Source organism: Streptomyces sp. NPDC052701, assembly GCF_040678355.1.
Lineage (GTDB): Bacteria > Actinomycetota > Actinomycetes > Streptomycetales > Streptomycetaceae > Streptomyces.
In genome coordinates, this window is sequence record NZ_JBFATO010000003.1 from 351,599 (window position 1) to 378,115 (window position 26,517).

The following is a 26,517-nucleotide window of genomic DNA, read 5'->3' on the forward strand; positions in this document are numbered from 1 at the left end:
GGCGCGCCCCGGGGAGGGACGCGGGGCCGTGCCGTCGTGCCGCTTTGCGGCGTGGGCACGGCCGGCCGTCGGCCGCCGGACGGACCGCGGCGCCCCGGCCCGCGGCTCCACGCGCCCGCGCCGGCGCGGCGTGACCGCGTGTAAGCCTCGTCTCACCTGCGTGAAAGCGCCCCCGTGCGCCTCTTCAGCGGAGCGCCACGGCCTTATTGTCTAAGCGTCAAACGCCCTCAGGGGGCCGGTGGGCCCCTCCCTAAGGAGCTCCCATGACCGCGCCCGTCGTCCACTCGCTGCGCGAACAGATCCGCGAGCACATCCTGGAAGGGATCATCAGCGGGCGCTGGAAGCCGGGCGAGCGGATCGTGGAGCGGCGGATCGCCACCGAGCTGGAGGTCAGCCAGACGCCGGTGCGGGAGGCGCTGCGCGAGCTGGAGTCGCTGCGGCTGATCGAGTCGGCGCCGAACAAGGGCGTGCGGGTGCGGAACCTGACCGCGGCCGACCTGGAGGAGAGCTACCCCGTCCGGGCCGGTCTGGAGGCCATCGCGGCGGAGCTGGCGGCGGACCGGCTGGCGCGGGACTGCTCGGCGCTGGAGCCGCACGTGGCCGCCCTGTACGAGGCCGACCGCAAGGCGGACGGCACGGCCCAGGTGCGGCACACCGTCGGCTTCCACCGGGAGCTGGTCCGGGCGGCCGGCAACTCGGTGCTGCTGCACACCTGGGAGGGCCTGGGCATCGAGGTCTTCACGACCCTGTCCATCCGCTGGCTGGGCACGGTCCAGCAGTCCTACGCCGAGGAGCACGAGGAACTCGTCGAGGCGTTCCGGCGGCGGGACGCGGACATCGGCCGCCTGGTGAAGGAGCACGTCCTGGGCTGCGCTCCCCGCGCCGCCGACGAGTCCGCCTGATCCTCCGCCCTCCGCGGGTCCTCCACTCTCCGCGGGTCCGGGAGAGTTCACCTCGACGTCACCGTCGTGCCGCCTTCCGGACGACGCCGGCGCGCACAAAGGAGACGTACGCACACGTCCGCACGGAAGGCGGTCCGGTCATGCCGCACATCCTCACCACGATCCTGACCCAGGTGGCGGTCGCCCTCGTCGAGGCGGCGCTGCTCCGCCTGCTCGCCCGGCTCTGGAAGACCTTCGGCACCAAAGGCGCGACGGCCGCCCACGCCTGACCCCCGCCGCGGTCACCCCTCAGTCCTCACCCCTCAGTCCTCGGCGGCATGAGTCTCCCCCGCGCAAGGTAGCCGCCCGACACTCAGGTGAGCAGGGAAAACGCGGCACCGCGTGCCCGGATATGCGGCACCGGATGCCAATTTTTCGTCCGAGGTGTTTTTTGGGCGTTCACCCTTTGATCGATCATCGATCAGGGAGTTACAGTCGCCGACGGGCCACGCGGCGCGAGCCGCACGGTGCTACCGCACCGGAGCCCCACGCCCTGTCCTGCCAAAGACCAAGGGCACCCCCGAACCCTTACCGATGAGGGAACCCCCTTCGACTGAGGAAGGCGGCGACATGACCGACCCCAACGCCATCCAGCCGAGCGAGCTCGACCAGCTCCCGGACCGCGACCCCGAGGAGACCGCCGAGTGGCGGGCCTCGCTGGACGCCGTCGCCGAGGCGGCCGGGCCGCACCGTGCCGCGTACCTGATGCGCCGCACGCTGGAGCGCGCCGAGGGCGCCGGCATCCCGCTGCCGAAGCTCCTCGAGACCGACTACGTCAACACCATCCCCACCGCCGCCGAGCCCGCCGTGCCCGGTGACGAGGAGATGGAGGCCCGGATCACCGCGTGGAACCGCTGGAACGCGGCCGCGATGGTGACCCGCGGCAGCAAGTACGGCGTCGGCGGCCACATCGCCACCTTCGCCTCCGCCGCATGGCTGTACGAGACCGGCTTCAACCACTTCTTCCGCGGCAAGGAGGGCGACGGCTCGGGCGACCAGCTCTACATCCAGGGCCACGCCTCCCCCGGCATCTACGCCCGCGCCTTCCTCGACGGCCGGCTGACCGAGCAGCACCTCGACAACTTCCGCCGCGAGGCCGGCGGCAACGGCCTGCCGTCGTACCCGCACCCGCGCCGGCTGCCCTGGCTGTGGGAGTTCCCGACCGTCTCCATGGGTCTGGGCCCGCTCTCCGCCATCTACCAGGCGCGCTTCAACCGCTACCTGACCAACCGCGGCATCAAGGACACCTCCGGCTCGCACGTGTGGGCGTTCCTCGGCGACGGCGAGATGGACGAGCCCGAGTCGACGGCGGCCCTCGCGCTCGCCGCCCGCGAGGAGCTGGACAACCTCACCTTCGTCGTCAACTGCAACCTGCAGCGCCTGGACGGCCCGGTCCGCGCCAACTTCAAGATCGTGCAGGAGCTGGAGGCCCAGTTCCGCGGCGCCGGCTGGAACGTGATCAAGACGCTGTGGGGCTCCGCCTGGGACGAGCTGTTCCGGCTCGACACCACCGGCGCGCTGGTGCGCCGGCTGCGCGAGGTGCCGGACGCGCAGATCCAGACGTACCAGACCCGCGACGCCGCCTACATCCGCGAGGACTTCTTCGGCAAGGACCCCGCGCTCGTGGAGATGGCGAAGCTGCTGAGCGACGACAAGATCCTCGACTGCTTCCACTTCTCCCGCGGCGGTCACGAGCCGCGCAAGGTGTACGCGGCCTACAAGGCGGCCCTGGAGCACAAGGGCGCGCCGACCGTGATCCTGGCGCAGACGGTCAAGGGCCACACGCTCGGCGAGGGCTTCGCCTCGAAGAACGCCAACCACCAGATGAAGAAGCTGACGGTGGACGAGTTCAAGGCGATGCGCGACCGCCTCGGCCTGCCGATCAAGGACAGCGACTTCGTCGACGGCGTGGTCCCCTACGGCCACCCGGGCGCCGACTCCCCCGAGGTCCGCTACCTCCAGGAGCGCCGCGCCGCCCTCGGCGGTCCGGCCCCGGCCCGCCGCGTCCACCCGGTCGCCCCGCTGCCCGCGCCCGCCGAGAAGGCCTTCGCCTCCTTCGACAAGGGCTCCGGTTCGCAGAACGTGGCGACGACCATGGCGTTCGTCCGTCTCGTCAAGGACCTGGTCCGCGACAAGGAGACCGGCAGGCGCTGGGTGCCGATCGTCCCGGACGAGGCGCGCACCTTCGGCATGGAGTCGCTCTTCCCCTCCCTCGGCATCTACTCGCCCAAGGGCCAGACGTACGAGCCGGTCGACCGCGACCAGCTGATGTACTACAAGGAGGCCACCAACGGCCAGATCCTCAACGAGGGGATCACCGAGGCCGGTTCCATGGCCGACTTCATCGCCGCCGCCACGTCGTACGCGACGCACGGCGAGCCGATGATCCCGTTCTACATCTTCTACTCGATGTTCGGCTGGCAGCGCACGGCCGACCAGATGTGGCAGCTCGGCGACCAGCTCGGCCGCGGCTTCCTGATCGGCGCCACGGCCGGCCGCACCACGCTGACCGGTGAGGGCCTGCAGCACGCCGACGGCCACTCCCCCGTCATCGCCGCGACCAACCCGGCCGCGCTGACGTACGACCCGGCGTTCGCCTACGAGATCGCGGTCATCGTCCGCGAGGGTCTGCGCCGGATGTACGGCGAGGCCAAGCCCGGTGAGGACCAGGACGTCTTCTACTACCTCACCGTCTACAACGAGCCGCTGCCGCAGCCCGCCAAGCCGCAGGGCCTGGGCATCGACGAGGGCATCGTCAAGGGCCTGTACCGCTTCAACACGGCGGAGTCGGCGGGCATCACCCCGCCCGCGAACGCCCCGCGCATCCAGCTGCTCGGCTCCGGCACGGCGATCCACTGGGCGCTCCGGGCGCAGCGGATGCTCGCCGACGAGTGGGGCGTGGCGGCCGACGTGTGGTCGGCGACGTCCTGGAGCGAGCTGCGCCGGGACGCGCTGGAGGCCGACGCGGCGCTGCTGCGCGGCGAGGAGCGGGTGCCGTACGTCCGCCAGGCGCTGCAGGGCGCCGAGGGCCCGGTGCTGGCGGTCTCCGACTACATGCGCCAGGTCCCCGACCAGATCGCGCAGTGGGTCGAGCAGGACTGGTCCTCGCTGGGCGCCGACGGCTTCGGCCTGTCGGACACCCGTGAGGCGGCCCGCCGCCACTTCGGCGTGGACGCCGAGTCCATCGTCGTCGCGGCCCTGGCCCAGCTCGCCCGGCGCGGCGAGGTCAAGGCTTCGGCCGTGAAGGAGGCCCGCGACAAGTACGGCCTGTGAGGGCCCGCGTCCGGTGAAGGGGGAGTACGGCGGCGGCCGTACCCCCCTTCGCTGTCGGCGGTGCCCGGCATGATGGCCGTATGCGCGCTGCCCGGCTGATCAAGATGGTGTTGCTGCTCCAGTCCCGGCCCTCGATGACCGCCGCCGAACTCGCCCGCGAGCTGGAGGTGTCCGAGCGGACGGTGACCCGGGACGCGCAGGCGCTGTCGGAGGCGGGCGTGCCGGTGTACGCGGACCGGGGGCGGGCCGGCGGGTACCGGCTGATCGGCGGCTACCGCACGCGGCTGACCGGCCTGCACCGCGGCGAGGCCGAGGCGCTGTTCCTGTCCGGGGTGCCGGGGGCGCTGCGCGAGATGGGTCTGGAGGACGCGGCCTCGGCGGCCCGGCTGAAGGTGTCGGCGGCGCTGCTGCCGTCCCTGCGGGACGCCTCCAGGACGGCGGCGCAGCGGTTCCACCTGGACGCACCGAACTGGTTCCGGGAGCCGAAGACGCCCGAGCTGCTGCCGGCCGTCGCGGACGCGGTGTGGGACGACCGGCGGATCACCGCGCGCTACCGGCGCGGGGAGGACGAGGTGGTGCGCGAGCTGGAGCCGTACGGGCTCGTGCTGAAGGCCGGTGTCTGGTACCTGTGCGCGCGGGTCGCGGGGCGCGCCTCCTTCCGGGTGTACCGGATCGACCGTTTCACGGCCGTGGACGCCGGCCAGGAGCGCTTCGAGCGCGACCGGGAGTTCGACCTGCCCGCCTTCTGGGAGGAGCGGGCCGAGCAGTTCGCGCGGTCCCTGCTGCGGGCCGAGGTCGTGGTGCGGCTGTCCGGGGCGGGCGCGCGCCGGCTGCCGTACGCCGTCGATCCGCTGTCCGCCCGGGAGGCGCTCTCCGCCGCGGGCGCGCCGGATGCCGACGGGTGGGTGACCGTGACCCTCCCCGTGGAGTCCGAGGAGGTCGCCCACACGCAGCTGGCCATGCTCGGGCCGGAGGTGGAGGTGCTGGCGCCCGAGGGGCTGCGGGCGCGTTTCGCCGAGGACGCGAGACGGCTGGCGGCGCTCTACCGCCCCTGACGGTCCGCCGCACTCCACGTGCGCCCCACCCCCGCAGGGACGATGCTGGACCCGTGATGGACGAGACCGAGTTCTGGGAGCTGGTGGACGCCACCCGCGAAGCCGCCGACGGCGACCCCGAGGAGCAGGCCGACCTGCTGGTGGAGCGGCTCGCGCGGCTGGACCCGGAGGCGGTCCTGGACTTCGCCCGTCACTTCGAGGTCCGCTACAACCGCGCCTACCGCTGGGACCTGTGGGGCGCCGCCTGGGTGCTGCTCGACGGGGCGAGCGACGACGCCTTCGACTTCTTCCGGTGCTGGCTGATCGGCCAGGGCCGCGAGGTCTTCGAGGGCGCCCTGCACGACCCGGACGCGCTGGCCGACCTCCTGGACGACTTCGACGAGGAGGTGGACGGCGACGGCGAGGAGCTCGGCTACGCGGCGGACGAGGCGTACGAGCAGCTCACCGGCACGGTCGCGCCCGATCTGGACATCCCGCCCGCGCCCGCGGAACCGGAGGGCACTCCCCTGGACCTCGAGGACGAAGGGCTGCTCGCCGAGCGCTACCCCCGGCTGTGGGCGCGTTTCCGGACGTGACGCGGCCCGGACGGCCCGGACGGTCCGGTCCGGCTGGGTCCGGCTGGGTCCGGCTGGGTCCGGTGGAGGGTACGCCCGCCGTTCATGGTCCCCGCCTCCGGTCGGCTTCCGCCGGGGGCCGCGGGGCGCGGGGACGAGAGGACCCCGCGGCCCGGGCGTGCCGTTCCCGCGGGTCTCATGTCCGGCCCTGCAGCCTGGCCGCCAGCTCCCTGATCTGCGGCAGGCGGGCCCGCAGGGCCGCGCCCGGGCAGCTGGTCATGTAGCCGTCGTCGTGGCCCGCCAAGGCGGGCAGCGTGGCCGTGGTGCCGGCGGCGTAGCGGCTGCGGCCGTTGCTGGAGACCAGGCGGACGCTCGCGCGCGGGTCGGTGCCGCTCAGGCCGAGCTTCCAGGCGGCCAGCGCGGCGATCGCACGGGTCATCGCGGACGGCACGGGCACCCCCTCGGCGAAGGTGCCCAGGGCGGCGATGCCGGTGGTGCGGTGGTTGAAGCCCTGGGTGTGGGCGCCGGTGACCGGGCGGTCGACGCCGCCCGCACGGCCCTCGTAGATGGTGCCGCAGCGGTCGACGAGGAAGTTGTAGCCGATGTCGTCCCAGTCGCGGGGGCCGGTCTGGCCCGTGTACAGGGCGCGGATGAGGCCGGGCGCTTCGGCGCAGTCGTAGCCGTTGGGGGAGTCGGTGTGGTGCACGAAGACGGCGACGACCTCGTCGTCGTAGCGCGGGGGCGGCTGGGGACGCTCGGCGGCGCCCAGCCACGCCGATCGCGGCAGGACGCGCGGTCTGGGGGCCGTGTACGGCGCCGCCGGGCGGGCCGTGGACGGGTGGGCCGCGGGCGGGCGGGAGGGCGTGGCGGCCCGCTCGGCACCGTGCGCGCACAGCATCAGGGCGACGACGGCCGCGAGCCCCGGCAGGCGGCCGAGCAGGGCCCGGGCGGCGTCCGCCGCGTCCTCGGGAACGCCCGGCACACGGCGGACCCCGCGGGGCCCGCGGGCGGCGCGGGCGGCGTGCGGATCGCCGGGGATACCCGGATCGCCCGCGGCGTACGGATCGCCCGTGGCGTGCGGGTCTCCGGCGGCATGCGGATCGCCGGGGGTGCCCGGATCGCCCGCGGCCTGCAGGTCTCCGGCGGCATGCGGGTCTCCGGCGGCATGCGGGTCTCCGGCGGCATGCGGATCGCCGGGACCGGCGGCGGTGCCGGGCAGGTCCGCGGTGGCGCGCGCGGCGCCGTCGTGTACGCCGTCGGCCTCACGTACACCGTCGGCGTCGCGTATGCCGCCGGTTGTGCCGGGTATGCCAGGTATTCGGGGAGCGCGGCGCCCGCGCGGTCCCCGCGGTCTTCGGAAGACACGCATGGTCCCACTGTCGGCCGGATCCGGCCCGTCCGCGATGTGTGCCGTGCCACCCGACGGAACCATCGTCCGGGTCCGCGACGTTTTTCCGGGTGCGCGCGCACGTGGCGGGTTCCCGGCGGCCACGCGCGCGTGTGGCTGATCACCGGGCCCGTCCCCCGCGTACCAAGGGGTCCGAGGAGAAAGGCGGCTTGCGTGGACCTGCTCGACATCCTGCTGTTGCTGGTCATCCTGGCCTATGCGGCGTCCGGCTACCGGCGCGGGCTGGTGGCGGGCTGCGTCTCGCTGGCCGGTTTCGTGGGCGGCGCGGCCGTCGGCGTGTGGATCCTGCCGTGGGTGATGGACTCGGTGCAGCCGGGGACCACGGCGGCGACGGTGACGGCGGTGTTCACGGTGCTGCTCCCGGCGGTGGTGGGCCACGAACTGGCGGGGCGGCTGGCGCTGCGGCTGCGGCGGGAGCTGGACCGGGGGCCGCTGAGGGTGGCCGACGGCGTCGGCGGGGCCGTGGCCAACTCGGCCGCCGTGCTGATCGTGGCCTGGGTGGCCGCCAGCGTCCTGGGCGCGTCCTCCTCCCCGCTGGTCACCTCGGCCATACGCGACTCGCGGCTGCTCGGCGCGGTGCAGGAGGCGATGCCGGACACCACCCCGGCCTGGTTCTCGCGGGCCACGTCCGCGCTGACGCAGGCGGGCTTCCCCCAGGTCTTCAACCCGTTCGAGAGCGAGTCGACCGCCGAGGTCGCCCGGCCCTCCGGCGACAGCGTCACGGCGGCCGCCACCGACGCCGCCAGGCTCAGCACGGTGAAGGTCGAGGGCGTCGCCGGCGCCCAGGGCCGCGAGGGCAGCGGTTTCGTGTACGCGCGCGAACGCGTGATGACCAACGCCCACGTGGTGGCGGGCATCGACGAGCCGACCGTGCGGGTCGGCGGGGTCGGGCGGCCGTACGAGGCCCGGGTGGTGCTGTTCGACCCGCAGAAGGACGTGGCCGTGCTGTACGTGCCCGGCCTCGGGGCGCCCGTCCTGCGCTTCGACGGCGATGCCGGGCGCGGCGAGAAGGCGGTCGTGGCGGGCTATCCGCAGGACGGCGGCCTGGACCTGCAGGCGGCCACGGTCGCCGGCCGCGTACGGGCGACCGGCCAGAACATCTACAACGACGGGACGGTCACCCGGGAGATCTACTCCATCCGCTCCACCGTCCGCCCCGGCAACTCCGGCGGCCCGCTGCTGACCACCGACGGCCGGGTGTACGGCGTGGTCTTCGCCCGCTCCACCTCGGACGCCGAGACCGGCTACGTCCTGACGGCGGCCGAGGTCGCCCCTGACGCCGAGCGCGCGGCGGACGCGACGGCCCCGGTGGACACCGGGGAGCTGACCTCCTCATAGCCGCTGGAGCAGGGACCGTCCCATCAGCACGTCGTCGACGTAGGTGCCGTCCAGGCAGAACTCCTCCGGCTGCACGCCCTCGACCACGAAGCCCTCGGACTCGTACAGCCTGCGCGCCGGGGCGTTGTGGCCCAGGACGCGCAGGGTGATGCGGCGGAAGCCCTGGGCGCGGGCCCGGTCGACGGCGGCGCGCACCAGGGCCCGTCCGACGCCCCTGCCACGGGCCTCCCCGGCGACGGCCAGGCCGTGGATCTGCCGGACGTGCGCGTTCGAGGCGAGCGAGGTGGGGAAGCCGAGGCGGACGTAGCCGACGACACGGCCGTCGAGTTCGGCGACCAGGTGGTCGGCGGGACCGGCGTGCTCCCGGAAGAAGGGGGCGTCCGGCGCGGGCGGCGGTGTGACGGCGTGCAGCGGCGACCACGTGGCCCGGTCCAGGCGGCGCAGCGCCTCCTCGTCCTCGGGGCGGGCGGTGCGGATGGCGTCGGGCATGCCGGTCACCCTACGTGGGGAAGCCGCGCAGCTCACACGGTTTTCGGGCGCCCGGCGGGCAGGATGTCCCCATGGAACGTTCCCGAATCGCGGTGGCCGGCGCGTCCGGTCTCATCGGCAGCGCCCTGGTGCGGTCCCTGACCGCGGACGGGCACGAGGTGGTGCGCCTGGTGCGCGGTGCGCCCCGCGCGGCGCACGAGGTCCGCTGGGACCCGGAGGGCGGATCCGTCGACGCGGCCGGGCTGGCCGGCTGCGACGCCGTGGTGAACCTGGCGGGGGCCGGGGTCGGCGACCACCGCTGGACGCCGGCGTACAAGGCGCGGATCCGTGCCAGCCGGGTGCGCGGCACGGCGGCGCTCGCCGGGGCCGTCGCCGCGCTGGAGGGGGGCGAGCGGCCGCGGGTCCTCGTGAACGGCAGCGCGATCGGCTTCTACGGGGAGACCGGGGACCGGGCCGTCGACGAGAGCGCGCCCGCCGGTGAGGGCTTCCTGCCGTCGGTGTGCGTGGAGTGGGAGGAGGCCACCGCGCCGGCCCGGGAGGCGGGCGTACGGACCGTCATCGCCCGCACCGGGCTGGTGGTGTCCCGCGAGGGCGGCGCCTGGGGGCGGCTGCTGCCGCTCTTCAGGGCGGGGCTCGGCGGGCGGCTGGGGGACGGGCGGCAGTACTGGTCGTTCATCGCGCTGCACGACGAGGTCGCCGCGATCCGCCACCTCCTGGACCGCGACGACCTGTCGGGGCCGTTCAACCTCACCGCCCCGCAGCCGCTGACCAACCGCGAGATCACCGCGGCCCTGGGCCGCGTGCTGCACCGGCCGACGCCGTTCGCGGTGCCCGCGCCCGTGCTGCGGACCGTGCTCGGCGAGATGGCCGGGGATGTGCTCGGCAGCGCCCGGGTGCTGCCGGCACGGCTGCTGGAGTCGGGCTTCCGGTTCGCGTTCCCGGGGATCGACGAAGCGATCCGTGCGGCGCTGCGATAGCCGAGGGACCCGATGCGACCGCCGTGCGACCGTGCTCTGCCGGTGCGCGACTCCCCCTGACCGGTCACGTCCCTACCCTCGACCACAACTCGGTTATTTCTAGAGCCGGTTGGGGGCATCACGTCTCCAGCGCCCGCGCAACCTCGAGGAGGGGCACGTGCTTGAGCCCGCGTATCAGGCCGACGTCGTCGTCGTGGGGGCCGGGGTCGCCGGCCTCTCGGCGGCGCACCGGCTCACCAGCGCAGGAGTGACGACGGTGGTGCTGGAGGCCGCCCATGACGTGGGAGGCCGGATGGCGACCGAGAAGGTCGACGGCTTCCGGCTCGACAGGATCGGGCAGTTGCTGTCCACCGCGTATCCGGACCTCCATCTGACCCCGGGTCTGGAAGGGCTCGCCCTGCGCGCCTTCGCGCCGGGGGTCCTGCTGCACAGCGACGGCCGCCACCACCGCGCGGGCGCCCAGGCGGGTGCCGGGGGCGCGCGGGGCGCGCTGCACGCTGTGCGCGCCCTGGCGAGCGCTCCGAGGCCGCCGTCCGCGCCCAGGCCGCCCAGGCGGTCCGCCGCCGTGCCCGGGCGGCCGGTGCCCAGGGGCCGGACCGGGGCACCGTTGGGCACCGGCCTCGACCAGGCCCGCCTCGGCGCCGCGCTGACCCGGCTGGCGGGCACGCCCGTCGAACGGCTGCTGGCCCGCCCGGAGATGCCCGCCGGCCGGTCCCTGGCGGCCCGCGGCCTGCCCGCCCGCACGATCGACGGTTTCCTGCGCCCCTTGCTGGCCGCCCTGCTGTGCGACCCGGGCCTGACCACCTCCAGCCGCTGCGCCGACCTCGCGCTGCGCGCCTTCGCGAGCGGGCGGCTGTGCCTGCCCGAGGGCGGTGCCGAGGCGCTGCCGGAGCTGCTGGCGCGCACGCTGCCGCCGGACACCGTGCGCACCGGGGTCCGCGTCACCTCTGTGTCCACGACCACGGTGACCACCGCCGAGCACGGCGAGATCCGCTGCCGGGCCGTCCTGCTGGCCACGGACGCCCGGGCCGCCGCCCGGCTGCTGCCCGGCCTGCGCGTCCCGGACTTCCATCCGGTGACGGTCGTGCACCACACCACGGACGAGCCCCCCGGGACCGGCGCGTCCCTGCTGCTCGACGCCGACCGGGGCGGCCCGGTCGCGCACACGGCGGTCGTCAGCCGCGTCGACCCGTCCCGCGCGCCGGCGGGCCGGACGCTGGTCTCCTCGACGGTCCTCGGCCCGCCGCCGCCCGACGTCGACACCGCCGTACGCAGGCACCTGGCCCGCCTGTACGGCACCTCGACCGCGCGCTGGGAGACCCTCGCGGTGCACCACACCGCCGAGGCCGTCCCCGCCATGCGGCCGCCGCACGACCTGCGCCGCCCGGTACGGCTGCTGGCGGGCCTGTACGTGTGCGGTGACCACCGGGACACCAGCACGGTCCAGGGCGCGCTGCACTCGGGGCACCGGGCGTCGGCCGCGATCCTGGCGGATCTGGGGGCGGGCGGGCCGATGCACCGGGCCGATCCGCTGCCCGGCGTGCCGCGGGCCGCCTGAAGCGGGCACGCCGCCGGTTCGGCACGGGAACCGGCGGCGGTGGGCCGGGCGGGCGGCACGGTCCCGGACCACCGCCGCGCCGGGCGGGCCGCACGGTCCCGGGCCGCCGCCGCGCCGGGCGGACGTCCCGGGGCCGGGGAACCCGCCGCCGCCCGGGCGAGGAGGGGGCCGCCGTCCCCGGGCCCCGTCCCGGCACGCGCTCGCCGTCCCCCGCGCCCGCCCCACGCCCGTCCCGCGCCCGGCGGGGCGCGGTCAGTCCAGCGCCGCCACCTTCTCCCGGTAGCTCCGTACCGGCGCCGCGTCCTTGTAGGGCTCCAGCCGGCGTTCGAAGTCCCGGACGTACTCCACCGCCCGCACCGACCGCATCTCCGCCGCCTGGCCGGCCGCCTCGGCGGCCAGCCGGCAGGCCTGGTCGAGTTCGCCGAGGCCGAGGCGGGCGGTGGCGAGGACGACCCGGCAGAACAGCCGGCTGCGGGCGTAGGCGGGCGCGCGCAGTTGCAGGGAGCGTTCGGCGTGCTGGGCGGCGGCGCGGAACTGCTGCAGGTCCCGGTGGCAGTGCCCGAACTCGTCGGCGAGCTGCGCCTCGTCGAAGGACCGCGCCCAGTGCGGGATCTCGTCCCCGGGCCGGACCGCCTCCAGGGCCCGCTCGGCCCGCACCAGCGCCGAGGTGCAGGCCCGCACCTCGCCGAGCACGGCGTGCCCGCGCGCCTCGGCCGCGTGCAGCAGCGCCTGCACGGCCGGCGGCACGGAGGTTCCGGCGCCCTGCTGCGCCACCCGGGCGAGCTGCACGGCCTCGCGCCCGTGGCCGAGGTAGACGGCCTGCCGGCTCATCGTGACCAGCACGTACGCCCCGTACGCCCGGTCCCCGGCCGCCTGCGCGAGCCGGAGCGCCTGCACGAAGTAGCGCTGGGCGAGGCCGTGCGCGGCGATGTCGTACGAGGTCCAGCCCGCGAGCCGGGTCAGGTCGGCGGCCGCCGCGAACAGCCGGCGTCCGGTCTGCTCGCCGTAGGTGCCGCGCAGCATCGGCTCGCACTCGTGCTCCAGGTAGCGCACGAGCGCCTGCCGGGCGTGGCCGCCGCCGTAGGCGTCGTCGAGGGTGCGGAACAGGTCGCCGACCGAGCGCAGCGCGGCGATGTCCCCGGCGGTGACCCGCTGGCCGGGTGCGCGCTCGGCCGGGCCGCGCCGGCGGGCCGCCTGCCGGTCGGGGGAGGCCGGGAACGCGGCGGAGGCCGGTGCCCCCTCGGACGGCGCCGGGGGCCGCGGGGAGGGCCGGCCCTGCGCCGGGACCCGGGCGGCGGGCGGCTCGCCGCGGGCCACCTTCTCGTCGGGGCGGCCGATCAGCCAGTCCCGGCTGGGGACGACCAGCCCGGCCGGGGTGAAGGCGATCTTGCGCAGCTCGGCGTGGCTGCCGGTGTCCTTGCGCCACAGCCCGCCGACGATGTCGACGGCCTCTTCGGGGGTGGCGGCGAACTCCAGCCCCGCGTAGACGGGGGCGCAGGCGTCCAGGCCGAGGTCCTGGGCGGTCAGGCGGCGGCCGAGGCGCCGGGTGAAGACCTCGGCGATGAGCGCGGGCGTGGTGCCCCTGGGCTGCTGCCCGCGCAGCCAGCGGGTGACGGAGGTCTTGTCGTATCTGAGGTCGAGGCCGTGTTCGAGACCGAGCTGGTCCACCCGACGGGCGAGTCCCGCGTTGGAGAACCCCGCTTCTGCGATGAGCGCGGCGAGCTGGCGGTTGGGGGTGCGCTGCGCGGGTCGTTCCGTCATCTGCGGTGCGGTCTCCTGCCTTCCGTGCTTGCGAGGTGCCCGGATCGCCGGTGAGCAGCCCTTTTTGCCTCGCGGACGGCGCGAATGTAGCGGAGAGTAAACACCTCATCGCACACTTCGACAGGCATTCATCCGATCGTGTGAGGATTGACCGCGAAGCTGACGGACGACGGCCGGAGGAACGGCCCCCGGGGACCGGTCGTACAGTGGCGTGGGCGCGTTTCGTGCCTTACGACTTCCAGGGAGGCGCTTGCCGTGAGTGAGTTGCGGTTCGTCCGTATGGGTTTCGGTGCCGAGGCCGTGGACTACCAGGTGGCCTGGGACGAGCAGCGCCGGGTGCACGCGGCGCGCTTCGCCGACGAGGTGCCCGACACCGTCCTCCTGCTGGAGCACCCGCCGGTCTACACGGCCGGCCGCCGCACCGAGGACAGCGAGCGCCCCCTGGACGGCACACCGGTCATCGACGTGGACCGCGGCGGCAAGATCACCTGGCACGGTCCCGGCCAGCTGGTGGGCTACCCGATCCAGAAGCTCCCGCGCCCGGTGGACGTCGTGGCGCACGTGCGCCGCCTGGAGGAGGCCCTCATCCGCACCTGCGCGGAGTTCGGCCTGGAGACCACCCGGGTCGAGGGCCGCAGCGGGGTGTGGGTGCTGGGCGACCCGGTCGAGCGGCGGCCCGCGTCCGGCGGCCTGTCCCTGGACTTCGACCCCCGCCTGCACGACGAGGAGTTCGACCCGCGCCTGAACGGCCCGGAGTACGCCCCGTCCAACGCGGGCCAGCGCCGCGAGGACCGCAAGATCGCCGCGATCGGCATCCGGGTGGCCAAGGGCGTCACCATGCACGGCTTCTCGTTCAACGTGAACCCGGACAACTCCTGGTTCGACCGGATCATCCCGTGCGGCATCCGCGACGCGGGCGTCACCTCCCTGGCCAACGAGCTCGGCCGGGACGTCACGATCGAGGAGGTGCTGCCGGTGGTCGAGCGGCACCTGCGGGACGTCCTGGAGAACGCCGAGCTCAAGCCGCGCGAGATCGAGAGGGCCACCGCCTGACGGAGGGGAATGCACCCTCCGGTCCTGGGGTTGGCCTCCTCGGAGGGGCCCACCGACCACGGGCGTACCCTGGTGTACGCCGAAGAATCGAAGCTAGGGAGCCGACGTGTCCGCAGTCGCACCCGACGGACGCAAGATGCTGCGCCTGGAGGTCCGCAACAGCCAGACCCCCATCGAGCGCAAGCCCGAGTGGATCAAGACCCGGGCGAAAATGGGTCCCGAGTACTCCAAGATGCAGAACCTCGTCAAGAGCGAGGGCCTGCACACGGTGTGCCAGGAAGCGGGCTGTCCCAACATCTACGAGTGCTGGGAGGACCGCGAGGCGACCTTCCTCATCGGCGGCGACCAGTGCACCCGGCGCTGCGACTTCTGCCAGATCGACACCGGCAAGCCCGAGGCGCTCGACCGTGACGAGCCGCGCCGCGTCGGCGAGTCCGTGGTCACCATGGACCTGAACTACGCCACCATCACCGGCGTCGCCCGCGACGACCTGGAGGACGGCGGCGCCTGGCTGTACGCCGAGACCGTGCGCCAGATCCACCGGCAGACCGCACACCGCGAGGGCGGCCGCACCAAGGTGGAGCTGCTGGCCCCCGACTTCAACGCGGTCCCGGAGCAGCTGGAGGAGGTCTTCTCCGCGCGTCCCGAGGTCTTCGCGCACAACGTCGAGACGGTGCCCCGGATCTTCAAGCGGATCCGCCCGGGCTTCCGCTACGAGCGCTCCCTGAAGGTCATCACGGCCGCCCGCGACTACGGCCTGGTCACCAAGTCGAACCTGATCCTCGGCATGGGCGAGACCCGCGAGGAGGTCAGCGAGGCGCTGCAGCAGCTGCACGACGCCGGGTGCGAGCTGGTGACCATCACGCAGTACCTGCGCCCGTCCGTGCGCCACCACCCCGTGGAGCGCTGGGTCAAGCCGCAGGAGTTCGTGGAGCTGAAGGAGGAGGCCGAGCGGATCGGCTTCTCCGGTGTGATGTCCGGCCCGCTGGTGCGCTCCTCGTACCGCGCCGGGCGCCTCTACCAGATGGCCGTCGAGAAGCGGGGCACGTACGTCGCCGCGCAGGCCGTCTGACGCCGAGGTCACCCGCCCCTGCCCGCCGGTGGCTGGAGCATACGTGTGAATTCCCGCACAAGACCCTACTGGCCGGTAACGGCCGAGAACGCGCGGTCCCGACCGTCCTCGCAGATGAGGGCGCACGTCGGGGCCGCGTCGGCGTCCGGGGCCCGTGCGACAGGGCTTCACGGGCGTTTGACCGGCCGGTCACGCCCTGGTAACACCAATCAGTGACCCTGGTGTCACACCACGTACACCCGTACTCGCAGCCGTTCCGAGGGGGAACCTCCACCATGCAGGCCGCGCCCGTCCGCGCCACCGCGATCCCGTCCTTCACCACCGCGCTGCGTGCCGTCGAGTCGCTGCTGATGAGCAGCGGCCAGCGCACCGCACGCCGCAACGCCTGGACCTCCGTGCTGGAGGACCGCCGTCGCGCCAAGGACCGGGTCGAGGCGCAGCGCGTCCTCGAGCAGACCCTGTCCAGCCGCTCCTCCTGACCCCGACGGCCCCGCTCCCCCGGGCACTGCCGTCGTCGGCGCTCGTGGGGCCACGTAGACTTCGTCGCATGGCGAGGAAGGAAAACGCAGCGGACGCTGCGAACCCCGGGCGACTGAAGCAGATCGCTCTGACCTACAAGATGACCCGCAGGGCCGACAAGAAGATCGGCCTTGTGCTCGCGGCTGTCGGAATCGTCACCTTCGGTGTCTTCCTTGCGATCGGTTTCTTGATCGGTCACCCCATCTATCTCGGCATCCTGGGCCTGCTGCTCGCCTTCCTCGCGACGGCGATCGTCTTCGGGCGCCGGGCCGAGCGGGCCGCCTTCGGGCAGATGGAGGGCCAGCCGGGCGCCGCCGCGGCGGTGCTCGACAACATCGGCCGGGGCTGGACGACGACCCCCGCGGTGGCGATGAACCGCAACCAGGACGTGGTGCACCGCGCGGTCGGCAAGGCCGGCATCGTCCTGGTCGCCGAGGGCAACCCGAACCGGGTGAAGTCCCTGCTCGCCGCCGAGAAGAGGAAGATGAACCGGATCGTCGCGGACGTCCCGGTGCACGACCTGGTCGTGGGGACCGGCGAGGGCCAGGTCGAGCTGAAGAAGCTGCGCACCACCATGCTGAAGCTCCCCCGCGTGCTGACCGGCCCGCAGGTCACCGCGACCAACGACCGGCTGCGCGCCCTGGGCGACCTGATGAGCAACATGCCGCTGCCCAAGGGTCCGATGCCCAAGGGCATGAAGCTGCCGAAGGGCGGGCCGAGGGCCCGCTGACACCCGCGCACGACGAAGGGGGCGCCCGGACCGGTCCGGGCGCCCCCTTCGTCGTGCGGGTGCCGGGTCCCTTCGCCGTGAGGGGCTAGATCCGCACCTCCACCGTGCGGGCCAGCCGGTCGTGCAGGCCGCGGCCGTCGCGGTCCCAGATCAGCGCGGGGAGCGCCAGGCACAGCAGGACCGAGCGCAGCAGGGCGCGCGGCGGGCTGACGCGGCCGGTGTCGAGGGCGGCCACCCGCAGGCCGAACAGGCGCTTTCCGGGAGTGAAGCCGACCGTGCCGACCGTCAGGACGCTCAGCACGAAGAAGATGAGCAGTGCCCAGTTGCTGGTCGCCTGGTCGTAGCCGTGCGTGATGAGACCGTATGCGATCAAGAGGCACAAGCCCCAGTCCACGGCCAGCGCGCCGAGCCGCCGGCCGGGGCGGGCGATCGAGCCCGGTCCCTCCTCCGGCAGACCGAGCCGCTCGCCCCGGTACCCGAAGTCGGCACCGGCGTCTTCCATGGCCGCGCGCGGGCCGGAGAGCCACGATCCGATTGCTTGCCTGTTGTCCACCCGTCCACCGTACTGCGCCCGGAAACGGCCGGGGGACGGCGGGGTGTGGCGGCGTGCGGCGGGGCTACCGTGGGAGATGGACCGGTTAACTTGTGCGAAACAAATGGGTCACGCCCGAGAAATCACCCGTCCTTAGGGTCGGGGACAGCGTGTGCCACCCGCACTGGCCGCACGAACGATCTACCACCCCGGCGGGACGGTCGGGAGTAGGAGGAGCTGGATGTTCCAGAACGCCGACGAGGCCAAGAAGTTCATCGCGGACGAGGACGTCAAGTTCGTCGACGTCCGCTTCTGCGACCTCCCGGGCGTCATGCAGCACTTCACGGTGCCTGCCGAGGCGTTCGACCCGGACGACGAGCTCGCCTTCGACGGGTCCTCGATCCGCGGCTTCCAGGCCATTCACGAGTCCGACATGGCGCTGCGCGCGGACCTGTCGACGGCCCGGGTCGACCCGTTCCGCCGCGACAAGACGCTGAACATCAACTTCTTCATCCACGACCCGATCACCGGCGAGCAGTACTCCCGTGACCCGCGCAACGTGGCGAAGAAGGCCGAGGCCTACCTCGCCTCCACCGGGATCGCCGACACGGCGTACTTCGGTCCCGAGGCCGAGTTCTACGTCTTCGACAGCGTGCGCTTCAAGACCTCGGAGAACGAGTCCTTCTACCACATCGACTCCGAGGCCGGCGCCTGGAACACCGGCGCCCTGGAGGACAACCGCGGTTACAAGGTCCGCTACAAGGGCGGCTACTTCCCGGCCCCGCCGGTCGACCACTTCGCCGACCTGCGCGCCGAGATCTCCCTGGAGCTGGACCGGGCCGGCCTGAAGGTCGAGCGCCAGCACCACGAGGTGGGCACCGCCGGCCAGGCCGAGATCAACTACAAGTTCAACACGCTGCTCGCCGCCGCCGACGACCTGCAGCTGTTCAAGTACATCGTGAAGAACGTCGCCTGGCGCAACGGCAAGACGGCGACCTTCATGCCGAAGCCGATCTTCGGCGACAACGGCTCGGGCATGCACGTCCACCAGTCGCTGTGGAGCGGTGGCGAGCCCCTCTTCTACGACGAGCAGGGCTACGCCGGCCTGTCGGACACCGCCCGCTACTACATCGGCGGCATCCTCAAGCACGCCCCGTCGCTGCTGGCCTTCACCAACCCGACGGTGAACTCCTACCACCGCCTGGTGCCGGGCTTCGAGGCGCCGGTGAACCTGGTGTACTCGCAGCGCAACCGCTCCGCGGCCATGCGCATCCCGATCACCGGCTCGAACCCGAAGGCCAAGCGCGTGGAGTTCCGCGCCCCGGACTCCTCCGGCAACCCGTACCTGGCCTTCTCGGCGCTGCTGCTGGCGGGCCTGGACGGCATCAAGAACAAGATCGAGCCGGCCGAGCCGATCGACAAGGACCTGTACGAGCTGGCTCCCGAGGAGCACGCGGGCGTCCCGCAGGTCCCGACCTCCCTCGGCGCGGTCCTCGACGCCCTCGAGGCCGACCACGAGTTCCTGCTCCAGGGCGACGTCTTCACGTCCGACCTGATCGAGACCTGGATCGACTACAAGCGCACGAACGAGATCGCTCCGCTGCAGCTGCGCCCGCACCCGCACGAGTTCGAGCTCTACTTCGACGTGTGACCGAACCGGCTCACCGCGTTCCGGGGCCGCCTCCCGCGAGGGGGGCGGCCCCGCCGCCGTCCGGGGACCGGGATCCGCTTCACAGACCGGGCACGGACGCGGAATCATGGTTCCTGACACTGGTGTGCGACAGGGGGAACGGGGATGTCCGAACCGGACGAGCACGAGCGGGAGTTCGACCTGAGGTGGGCGGACAGCGCCGAGCACAAGGAGCCCTCCGCCCGGGCCCGGATGCTGGCCGCGCGCTGGAAGCACGATCCGCCCGGCCCGGTCCCCTTCCGCGCCGACCCCGGCCCGGTGACGCCGCGCCGGTCGTCGTGGGTGTCGACGGCCGTGGTGCTGGGCTGTGTCGCCGCGGTGATCGTCCTGCTGGGCTACCTCGAGTTCAGGGCGCCCTACTAGGGCCGGTCGTGACGGCCGCGGCCCCGGGACCGCCCGGGCGGGACGTGGGTGAATGGGCCCATGAGTGAGCCCACCCCGTCCACGCGCCACGACCACCTCGAACATCTCGGACGTATCACGCATCTCATGCACTTCACGCACGAGTACGGCGGTGAACGGCTCAGCGGGGTGCACGGCGGCGGTGGTCCCGCGGGGCTCGGGGCCACCGCCGTGGTGCTGCACGGCGCGGGCAACGGCAACGGGGCACGGCTCCGGCCCTTGGTCCTGGAGTTCGCCGCCCACGGCTGCCACGCGCTCGCCTTCGACTTCTCCGGGCACGGCGAGAGCACGGGGGCGCTGCGCGAGTCGAGCCTGCGCCGCCGCTTCGAGCAGGCCGTCTCCGTCATCGACGCGCACGCCCCCGCCGACGGGCCGCTGGTGCTGGTGGGGTTCAGCATGAGCGGCCAGACGGTGGCCGACCTGGTCCGGCACTACGGGGACCGGGTGGCGGCGCTGGGACTGTGCGCGCCCGCGGTGTACGCGGCCGAGGCGTGGGACGTGCCGTTCGGTGACGGGGACGGACGCTTCAGCGCGATCATCCGCCGGCCCGGCAGCTGGCGCGCGTCACCCGCGCTGGACGCGCTGCGGGCGTACGAGGGCCGCGCGGTGCTCGCGGTGCCGGGCACGGACGCGGTCGTACCGCCCGCCGTGACGGAGGCGGTCCAGGACGCGCTGGCCGCCCGCGCGCAGTTCACGCGCCTCGAACTCCCGGACGCCGGACACCGGCTGGGGCTGTGGTTCGGCGATCACGCGCAGGACCGGCGGGCGTTCGTGACCGCCGTGCTGACCGGCCTGGGAGAGCGGGGCTGGACGGCGACCCGCGGCTGGGTGACCAAGCACCTGCCGCGGGGCCGCAGGGTCGACGCCACCCGCTTGCTGAGCGGGGGCTGGAGCGCCCAAATGCGGGACCTCGGCCTCGACGACGGCACCGGCCTGGTGCTCCGGACGTTCGTCAGACCCTTCTTCCGGCATCACGCCCCCGGGTTGCTGACGCGTGAGGCGTCCGTGCTCACGCTGCTCGCCGGGGAGGCCGGCGTGCCGGCTCCCGCGCTGGTCGCCGTGGACGCGACCGCCGAGCACTGCGACCACCCGTCCCTGCTGATGTCCCGGTTGCCGGGCCGGGTACGGGTCGACGAGGAGGACCTCGACGCCCGGGTGGAGCTGCTGGCGGCCCAGCTCGCGCGGATCCACCGGATCGTCCCGCGGGAGCGCCCGCGTCCCTGGCAGGCGTGGACCGCGCCCGATCGGGTGCGCGCGCCGCGGGGCGGACCGTGGGCACGAGCGGTGGACGTGATCCGCCGTGATCCCCCGCCGTACGAGGGGTGCTTCCTGCACCGCGACTTCCATCCCGGGAACGTGCTGTTCACCGGGGAGGGCGCAAAGCTGCGGATCAGTGGGGTCGTCGACTGGGTGGAGACCTCCTGGGGCCCGGCCGACCTGGATGTCGCCCACTGTGCGACGGCGCTCGCGCTGCTGCACGGCCCGGAGTACGGCCTCGGCTTCCGGGACCGCTACGAGGCGCGGGGCGGCCGCCGGCAGGCCGACGGGCCGGACCATCTGTACTGGCGGCTGCTGGACGCCCTGGCCTACGTCCCGGGCGCGGCGAAACTGGCCGGGCCGTGGCGGGAGCTGGGCCGGACCGACCTGACGCCCGAGGTGCTGGGCGAGCGGCTGGAGGCCTACATGGGAGGACTGCTGGAGCGGTACGGCTGAGCGGCGGCCGACGGTGCGCGGGGGCCGCCGCGATGCGGCGGGGGCGGCGCAGGCACGACCGGACGGGCCGGCGGAGGGCGGAACGCCGGGCACCCCGTGACACGGGGTGCCCGGCGCCCGGCTCAACGCGAGTACCGCATCAGCGCCCGCACCATGTGGCACGTCGTGTCCGAGGGCGGGTGCACGCCGATCCGCTCCGCCGTGCTCCGTATCGTCTCGTCGCGTGCCTGGTTGGGCACGTAGACGCCGGAGTCGAGCAGGGCGATGGCCAGGCGCATGGCCTTGAGGCGGCGGTTGTGGGTGATGTACCACTCGCGTGGGCGGCCCGGCGGCAGCGGCCGCTTCTCCACGGGCGCGTAGGGCATGTCGAGCAGGACGGGACGCTTGGCGGTGGACTGGGTGGGCGACGGCTTCGGCTTGAGTGCGGCAGCGGGCACGGGCATCCTCCTGTCGCGGTCAGGGCATCCGCCGGGGACTTCGACGACCCCGGCGCCACCCTCGAACACTGCTTCTATTCTACTGCCCGGCACTGACAAAAGCCCCTGGCCACAAGGCTTTCGGGGGCGCTGTGACGCAGGGGGAAGGCGGGTTTCCGGGCCCCTGGGCGTACCGTGTGCGGCATGGAGATCTGGATCAACCCGGCCTGTTCCAAGTGCCGCAGCGCCCTGACCCTGCTGGACGCCGAGGGCGCCGACTACACCGTCCGCCGCTACCTGGAGGACGTGCCCGGCGAGGACGAGATCCGCGACGTGCTCGGGCGCCTCGGCCTCGAACCGTGGGACATCACCCGCACCCAGGAGCCGGTCGCCAAGGAGCTGGGCCTGAAGGAGTGGCCTCGTGACGAGTCCTCGCGCGAGCGCTGGATCACGGCCCTGGCCGAGCATCCGAGGCTGATCCAGCGCCCGATCATCACGGCGGACGACGGCACGGCGGTCGTGGGCCGCACCGAGGAGGCCGTACGGGACGCCTTGTCCCGCTGACTTGATCTTTGACGTCCGGCGTCGGTTGCTGCCTCGAACCCGGCGAGCCGATCGGCTGGGCGCCGGGCCCGAAGGAGTCGCGTCACCGGGCGGACGACGACTGCACCGAAGTCCGGTTCATCGCCTGCGAGGTGACCGGTGCGGCGGGCAGGTCCGCCGGGGTGAGGCTGTGGCAGGCCATCGCGCTCCGGCAGGACGAGGACATGGGCACGAAGACGTTCACGAACTGCTTCACGGGTTCGGGCAGGACGTCGAAGGGCGAGTGGGACGCGCACTACGACGGCGGTGACGACCGGTACTTCACCATCGCCCACCTCAACGGCTCCGGGCACCCCCGTGCCGTGGTCGGCGTGGGGAAGATCTGCGTGGACACCACGAAGGCCGATCGAGCGTCTTCTTCAGCGCAACGTCGTCGAGGCCGGGAGGCACCGCGCGGTGTCTCCCGGCCCGCCCTGTTCTGGAAACGGTGTCCTCCTGTGAACTTACGAGCCCGCCTGCGCACCACCCCAGCGGTGTGGACCGCACCCCTATGGGTCGGAATCGTTGTCTTCTACTTCTTCCACGCCCTCCACCTCGAGGACCCGTACGAAGAAGTCGTCGCCGGGCCCCTGTGGGCGCCGCAGCAGGTCGCGCGGTCCCTCTTCTACTTCTATGCCTTCGCCTACGCCCTCACCTGCGGGCTGGCCGTGTGGGAGGGCGGGCGCCTCGGACGGGACGGCGTGTGGGCCCTCGTTCCCGGACGCTCCCGGTTCCGGATCGCTGCCGATGCCCTCCTCCCGGTCGTCTGTGCCGGCTGGCTCGTCCTGGGGCTGCCGGTCGTGATGCGCCTGGCCGAGACACGGCTGGTTCCCACGCCACAGGCCCTTGCCCCGCTCCTGCTCGGCATGGGGCTGGTGGTGGCGTGGGCAGTGATCGGCTGCGCGCTCGGCCAGTTCACCCCGCGGCTGATCTCCGCGCCGCTGTCCGCCGTCGCGGTCCACTACCTGATCACCAAGACAGGACAGGTGGACCCGGTGTGGCTGCGTCATGTCTCCGGCGCCCCGGATACGTCGCTGGACTTCGGCGAGCAGTACCGGGCACCGACGCTGCTCGTCCCGTTCCTGTTCACCGCGTCCGTGGCCGTGGCCGTGGCCGTGTGGTGGCTGCCCGCCGCACGCGCGGTGCGGCACGGCGCTCGCGCCGCGGCCGGCGCCGCCGCGGCGGCCGTCATGGTCCTGTGTGCCCATACCGCCTCCGGCTGGGGTTACGGCGACGGCCCGATCAGCGCCGGCCACGCGCCCGTCCGCTGCGCCGGGGCCGCTCCGCGGGTCTGCATCGCCGCCACCGGCGGGGCTCAGGACCGGCTGGACGAGGTCCGCAGCCAGATCGTCCGGTCGATCGCCGCGCTCCGCCGGGCCGGCGTGGAAGTCACCGTGCCCACGACCGTCTCGGACAGTCTGCTCACCGGCCGCCACAAGAAGCGTTCGACCCGGACCGAGTGGTGGCTGCCGCTGTCCCACCAGGCGGGAGACAACGGTCCCGGGATGAGCGGGGTCCGCTACGGAGTACTGCTCACCGCGGTGCGCTTCCCCTGCTCCTTCCCCCAGTCGTTCCAAGCCGGTCAGCCGGCGGACTGGGTGGTCAATCATGACGCCGCCATGCTGTGGGCCGCGCTGGTCGTCGACGCCGACGAGCCCTACCTGGCCTGGCGGCGCGGTGAGTACGGCGGGACGTTCCAAAACGCCGACCAGGTACTGGAGAAGGTCGAACAGCGAGCCCACGACGCCCGCCGGCTTCCGCGGCACCGGCAGAGCGACTGGTTCGGCGCGGAGCAGCAGAAGGCCTGCCGCCTCGCGCAGGAGGCCGCACGGTGACCCTCTGGCTCAAGGTCCGCCGAGTCCAGGCCGTCCTCGTGCCGGCGCTGGCCGCGTTCACCGTGATCACCGTGATGATGCACGACCAGTACGTCCAGCTGCCGAGCCTGCTCTCCGCAGGGGGAACCGGATCTTCCTCCTGCAGCTGGTGCCGCTGATCCTCACCTCCACGCTCGCCCACAGCCTTGCCCAGGCCGTGACCGAGATCGAGGCCACGGCACAACGCGACATCCGCGCCCTGGACGCGGCTCTGATCGCCGCCGTGGTTGCGGCTGCCGTTCTGGCCTGTCTGGCCATCGGCGCGCTCACCGGTTCGCAGGAAGCGACCGTGGCGGGACGCAACACCGTGTTCCTCACCGGGCTCATGCTCCTGGGCCGGACGGTGCGCGAGCAGGCCGCCGCCGCGCTCCCGGCGGGCTGGGTGTTCGCCGTGATGTTCGTCGGCTACCGCGACTTCCACCGCCCCTGGCCATGGGCCGTCACGCTCCACCCCGCCGGCTTCCTGCCCACGTTCGGCTTCTGCCTGCTGGTCTTCGCCAGTGGACTCGTCCTCCACGCCCGCGCCCCCCGCATCTGAAAGGCACCCCCATGTCGATCCGACTGGAGTCCTGCACCTTCGGGTACGGACGCAGCAACCGGCCGGTCCTCACCGACCTCACCTACACCGTCCCCGACGGTTTCACCGTCCTGCTGGGCCCCAACGGCGCAGGCAAATCCACTTTGCTGAAGCTCGCCGGCGGCCTTCACCAACCCCGGGCGGGATCCGTCCGCATGGGTCGGTCGACATCCCGTGACCTCGCCTTCCTCAAGCAGGTCGCGTGGATGCCGCAGACCATCACTCCCATGACGGGGCTCACCGCCCGGGAACAAGTCGCCTACACCGGCTGGCTCAAGGGCATGGCCAAGTCGGACGCCTGGGACGCCGCACTCACCGCCCTGGGCCGTGTCGGCATGGCAGAGCGCGCCGATGCCAAGGCGAAACAGCTCTCCGGAGGCCAGCTCCGCCGCGTCGGAGTCGCCTCCGCCCTCGTCCACGGCGCCGGCGTTCTTCTCCTGGACGAACCGACCGCCGGCATGGACCCCACCCAACGGCGCGTGTTCCGCGATCTGATCGTCAGCCTCGCCACGGCCGAGGTCCGCGTACTGATGTCCACCCACGACATCGCCGACCTCGCCGAGGAAGCGGACCACGTCACCGTCCTGCAGAACGGCCGGATCGCCTTCACCGGCCCCACCCGGGACTTCCTGGCCCACGCTCCGTACGACACCCCCCAGGCACGTCGCGCCGAAGCCGCCTACGCCGGCGTCTCCGCCCTCACCGCCGAGCAGGAGCCCCGCTGACCGTGCGATCGATACGTTCCGACCGCCTGTCGGGCCGGCGTGCTCCGTGCCGGCTGCGAAACCGGGATCCCGACGGCCGCGGCGGTCGGGGAACGCCGTACGGGCCGCGCGGAGGAACCCGGTCCGTAAGCCCGGCGGGTAGCGCAGCGGGGGCGCGTACCGTACGCGGGCGGACGGCGGGGCGGTGGTGCCGGGACGGGGGAGACGGCGGTCGCCACTCCGCAACCGACGTGTGACGCAGGTTACTTCGGCAACTCCCGTGACCGCTGAGTAACCGCGTTCGGTATCTCGTACATAGCGGCGTACGCCCCCCTACCTCTTCAGGAGGCGCGCATGTCGCGCAGGAGAACCCTCAACACGAAGAAGAAGCTCGCCCTGCTGGTGAGCGCCGCGACGGTGGCGGGAGGCGGTGCCTTCGTCATGGCGAGCACGTCGAACGCCGCGCAGACCCCCAAGTCGGCCGCGGAGTCCACCGTCTGCCAGGGGCTCGCCACGGCGCTCGGCAACAACCAGCGGTTCATCGAGGGCCAGCGTGCCAACCCCGACGCGCAGTCGCAGGCGCGGATCGCCAACCGCGAGGCGGTCGTCGAGCAGATCAAGGTCCAGCAGAAGGCGTCCGGTTGCGTCGTCGGGGAGTCGGCTCAGGGCTCCCAGGCCGCGCAGCCGGGCCAGAACGGCCAGCAGAACGGCCAGGGCGCCGGGCAGCAGGCCGGGGGCGGCGCGCAGCAGTCCGCGCAGCCCTCGCAGCCCGCCGCGCCGGGAGGCAACGGCGGCGGCGCGGCCTCCGGCCAGCAGGTGTGCAACGGCTCGACCGTCACCCTCTCCGGCGAGGGCGGTGCGCCCGCCGCGTCCAGCAACCAGTTCCCGGTGGGCACGAAGCTGAAGGTCACCAACCTGGACAACAACAAGTCCACGACGGTGGAGGTCACCTCCGTCTCCGGCAGCTGCGCCCTGCTCAACAACGCGGCCTTCGAACAGGTCCGCGAGCCGGGCAAGTTCCTGATCCGCCGGGCGGTGATCGAGAAGGTGGGGTGAGGCTCAGCCGGTGAGGAACCCGCCGAGGCGGCGCCCCGGCCCTGGGGCGCCGCCTCGGCAGCGCGTGATGCGGGACGGCCGTCCAGGACGGCCGTCCGCCCTCAGGAGCGCCCCCTCGCATACGAGCCGCGGCACGGCACGGACGGCGCCCGGCGGGCCGGCGCGGCCGTGCCGGCCCGCCGGCGCGGCGCACGTAGTCCAGCGGCACACGGGCATGGAAAAGGTCGCTCATGGAGTTCACGA

General features: G+C 73.3%; 26 protein-coding genes. 21 read left to right on the forward strand and 5 right to left on the reverse strand.

Annotated elements, in window-relative coordinates:
- The first annotated feature begins 263 nt into the window (after positions 1-263).
- The 5 genes from AB0L29_RS06610 to AB0L29_RS06630 all read left to right on the forward strand — a co-directional run bounded on the left by AB0L29_RS06610 (position 264) and on the right by AB0L29_RS06630 (position 5,844).
- Positions 264-902, forward strand: coding sequence for a GntR family transcriptional regulator (locus AB0L29_RS06610; protein WP_365824010.1), 639 nt, complete (start codon positions 264-266; stop codon positions 900-902).
- Between the two features lie 140 nt (positions 903-1,042).
- On the forward strand, positions 1,043-1,171 hold the full coding sequence (locus AB0L29_RS06615; protein WP_365824012.1) for a hypothetical protein: 129 nt from the start codon (positions 1,043-1,045) through the stop codon (positions 1,169-1,171).
- 340 nt (positions 1,172-1,511) lie between these two features.
- Positions 1,512-4,214, forward strand: coding sequence for a pyruvate dehydrogenase (acetyl-transferring), homodimeric type (gene aceE / locus AB0L29_RS06620; RefSeq protein ID WP_365824014.1), 2,703 nt, complete (start codon positions 1,512-1,514; stop codon positions 4,212-4,214).
- A gap of 80 nt (positions 4,215-4,294) precedes the next feature.
- Positions 4,295-5,269 carry a YafY family protein gene (locus tag AB0L29_RS06625; RefSeq protein ID WP_365824016.1) on the forward strand — a complete coding sequence of 325 codons (975 nt, stop codon included), beginning with the start codon at positions 4,295-4,297 and terminating at the stop codon, positions 5,267-5,269.
- 56 nt (positions 5,270-5,325) lie between these two features.
- Entirely contained in the window at positions 5,326-5,844 is a 519-nt protein-coding gene (locus tag AB0L29_RS06630) for a DUF4240 domain-containing protein (protein ID WP_365824081.1), read from the forward strand.
- A gap of 175 nt (positions 5,845-6,019) precedes the next feature.
- Here AB0L29_RS06630 and AB0L29_RS06635 read toward each other — a convergent pair whose 3' ends face one another.
- Positions 6,020-6,721, reverse strand: coding sequence for a peptidoglycan recognition protein (locus tag AB0L29_RS06635; RefSeq protein WP_365824083.1), 702 nt, complete (start codon positions 6,719-6,721; stop codon positions 6,020-6,022).
- Between the two features lie 663 nt (positions 6,722-7,384).
- On the opposite strand from AB0L29_RS06635, the gene AB0L29_RS06640 reads away from it, so the two are divergent.
- Complete coding sequence (locus AB0L29_RS06640) at positions 7,385-8,569, forward strand: MarP family serine protease (RefSeq protein WP_365824018.1); 1,185 nt, start codon at positions 7,385-7,387, stop codon at positions 8,567-8,569.
- Here the strand turns inward: AB0L29_RS06640 and AB0L29_RS06645 are convergent.
- Positions 8,564-9,058, reverse strand: coding sequence for a GNAT family N-acetyltransferase (locus AB0L29_RS06645; protein ID WP_365824019.1), 495 nt, complete (start codon positions 9,056-9,058; stop codon positions 8,564-8,566). The genes AB0L29_RS06640 and AB0L29_RS06645 overlap by 6 nt on opposite strands.
- A gap of 71 nt (positions 9,059-9,129) precedes the next feature.
- On the opposite strand from AB0L29_RS06645, the gene AB0L29_RS06650 reads away from it, so the two are divergent.
- Positions 9,130-10,035 carry a TIGR01777 family oxidoreductase gene (locus tag AB0L29_RS06650; protein WP_365824021.1) on the forward strand — a complete coding sequence of 302 codons (906 nt, stop codon included), beginning with the start codon at positions 9,130-9,132 and terminating at the stop codon, positions 10,033-10,035.
- Between the two features lie 157 nt (positions 10,036-10,192).
- A complete protein-coding gene (locus tag AB0L29_RS06655; protein ID WP_365824022.1) occupies positions 10,193-11,593 on the forward strand; it encodes an NAD(P)/FAD-dependent oxidoreductase in 1,401 nt (466 codons plus the stop codon).
- 252 nt (positions 11,594-11,845) lie between these two features.
- Here AB0L29_RS06655 and AB0L29_RS06660 read toward each other — a convergent pair whose 3' ends face one another.
- On the reverse strand, positions 11,846-13,354 hold the full coding sequence (locus tag AB0L29_RS06660) for a regulator (protein ID WP_365824024.1): 1,509 nt from the start codon (positions 13,352-13,354) through the stop codon (positions 11,846-11,848).
- Positions 13,355-13,609: 255 nt separating this feature from the next.
- On the opposite strand from AB0L29_RS06660, the gene lipB reads away from it, so the two are divergent.
- From lipB to AB0L29_RS06680, 4 genes are all read left to right on the forward strand, one after another.
- Entirely contained in the window at positions 13,610-14,407 is a 798-nt protein-coding gene (gene lipB / locus AB0L29_RS06665; RefSeq protein ID WP_365824026.1) for a lipoyl(octanoyl) transferase LipB, read from the forward strand.
- Positions 14,408-14,513: 106 nt separating this feature from the next.
- Entirely contained in the window at positions 14,514-15,479 is a 966-nt protein-coding gene (lipA, locus tag AB0L29_RS06670; RefSeq protein ID WP_365824028.1) for a lipoyl synthase, read from the forward strand.
- A gap of 275 nt (positions 15,480-15,754) precedes the next feature.
- Positions 15,755-15,958: a hypothetical protein gene (locus AB0L29_RS06675; RefSeq protein ID WP_365824030.1), complete on the forward strand. Its 204-nt coding sequence runs from the start codon at positions 15,755-15,757 to the stop codon at positions 15,956-15,958.
- A 68-nt stretch (positions 15,959-16,026) separates the two neighbouring features.
- A complete protein-coding gene (locus AB0L29_RS06680) occupies positions 16,027-16,728 on the forward strand; it encodes a DUF4191 domain-containing protein (protein ID WP_365824032.1) in 702 nt (233 codons plus the stop codon).
- 85 nt (positions 16,729-16,813) lie between these two features.
- Here AB0L29_RS06680 and AB0L29_RS06685 read toward each other — a convergent pair whose 3' ends face one another.
- The gene (locus AB0L29_RS06685; protein WP_365824034.1) at positions 16,814-17,281 is read right to left on the reverse strand and encodes an RDD family protein; all 468 of its coding nucleotides are present in this window, start codon (positions 17,279-17,281) and stop codon (positions 16,814-16,816) included.
- Positions 17,282-17,501: 220 nt separating this feature from the next.
- Here AB0L29_RS06685 and glnA point away from each other — a divergent pair, with 220 nt between their 5' ends.
- The 3 genes from glnA (at position 17,502) to AB0L29_RS06700 (ending at position 21,065) form a co-directional block, all read left to right on the forward strand.
- Positions 17,502-18,911: a type I glutamate--ammonia ligase gene (glnA, locus tag AB0L29_RS06690; protein ID WP_365824035.1), complete on the forward strand. Its 1,410-nt coding sequence runs from the start codon at positions 17,502-17,504 to the stop codon at positions 18,909-18,911.
- 144 nt (positions 18,912-19,055) lie between these two features.
- Positions 19,056-19,313 (forward strand): hypothetical protein, encoded by a 258-nt coding sequence (locus AB0L29_RS06695; protein WP_365824037.1) that lies wholly within the window; start codon positions 19,056-19,058, stop codon positions 19,311-19,313.
- A gap of 126 nt (positions 19,314-19,439) precedes the next feature.
- Positions 19,440-21,065: an alpha/beta fold hydrolase gene (locus AB0L29_RS06700; RefSeq protein WP_365824085.1), complete on the forward strand. Its 1,626-nt coding sequence runs from the start codon at positions 19,440-19,442 to the stop codon at positions 21,063-21,065.
- 122 nt (positions 21,066-21,187) lie between these two features.
- On the opposite strand, the gene AB0L29_RS06705 is transcribed toward AB0L29_RS06700, so the two are convergent.
- Positions 21,188-21,502: a hypothetical protein gene (locus AB0L29_RS06705; RefSeq protein WP_365824039.1), complete on the reverse strand. Its 315-nt coding sequence runs from the start codon at positions 21,500-21,502 to the stop codon at positions 21,188-21,190.
- A 183-nt stretch (positions 21,503-21,685) separates the two neighbouring features.
- Between AB0L29_RS06705 and AB0L29_RS06710 the strand changes: the two genes are divergently transcribed.
- The 6 genes from AB0L29_RS06710 to AB0L29_RS06735 all read left to right on the forward strand — a co-directional run bounded on the left by AB0L29_RS06710 (position 21,686) and on the right by AB0L29_RS06735 (position 26,274).
- The gene (locus AB0L29_RS06710) at positions 21,686-22,045 is read left to right on the forward strand and encodes an arsenate reductase family protein (protein WP_365824041.1); all 360 of its coding nucleotides are present in this window, start codon (positions 21,686-21,688) and stop codon (positions 22,043-22,045) included.
- Positions 22,046-22,053: 8 nt separating this feature from the next.
- Positions 22,054-23,898, forward strand: a complete 1,845-nt coding sequence (locus AB0L29_RS06715; RefSeq protein WP_365824043.1) for a hypothetical protein — start codon at positions 22,054-22,056, stop codon at positions 23,896-23,898.
- Complete coding sequence (locus tag AB0L29_RS06720) at positions 23,895-24,056, forward strand: hypothetical protein (protein WP_365824045.1); 162 nt, start codon at positions 23,895-23,897, stop codon at positions 24,054-24,056. Before AB0L29_RS06715 ends, AB0L29_RS06720 begins: the two co-directional genes overlap by 4 nt.
- Positions 24,047-24,475 carry a hypothetical protein gene (locus AB0L29_RS06725; RefSeq protein WP_365824046.1) on the forward strand — a complete coding sequence of 143 codons (429 nt, stop codon included), beginning with the start codon at positions 24,047-24,049 and terminating at the stop codon, positions 24,473-24,475. Before AB0L29_RS06720 ends, AB0L29_RS06725 begins: the two co-directional genes overlap by 10 nt.
- A gap of 11 nt (positions 24,476-24,486) precedes the next feature.
- On the forward strand, positions 24,487-25,239 hold the full coding sequence (locus AB0L29_RS06730) for an ATP-binding cassette domain-containing protein (RefSeq protein WP_365824048.1): 753 nt from the start codon (positions 24,487-24,489) through the stop codon (positions 25,237-25,239).
- 333 nt (positions 25,240-25,572) lie between these two features.
- Complete coding sequence (locus tag AB0L29_RS06735; protein WP_365824050.1) at positions 25,573-26,274, forward strand: hypothetical protein; 702 nt, start codon at positions 25,573-25,575, stop codon at positions 26,272-26,274.
- The last annotated feature ends 243 nt before the right edge of the window (positions 26,275-26,517 follow it).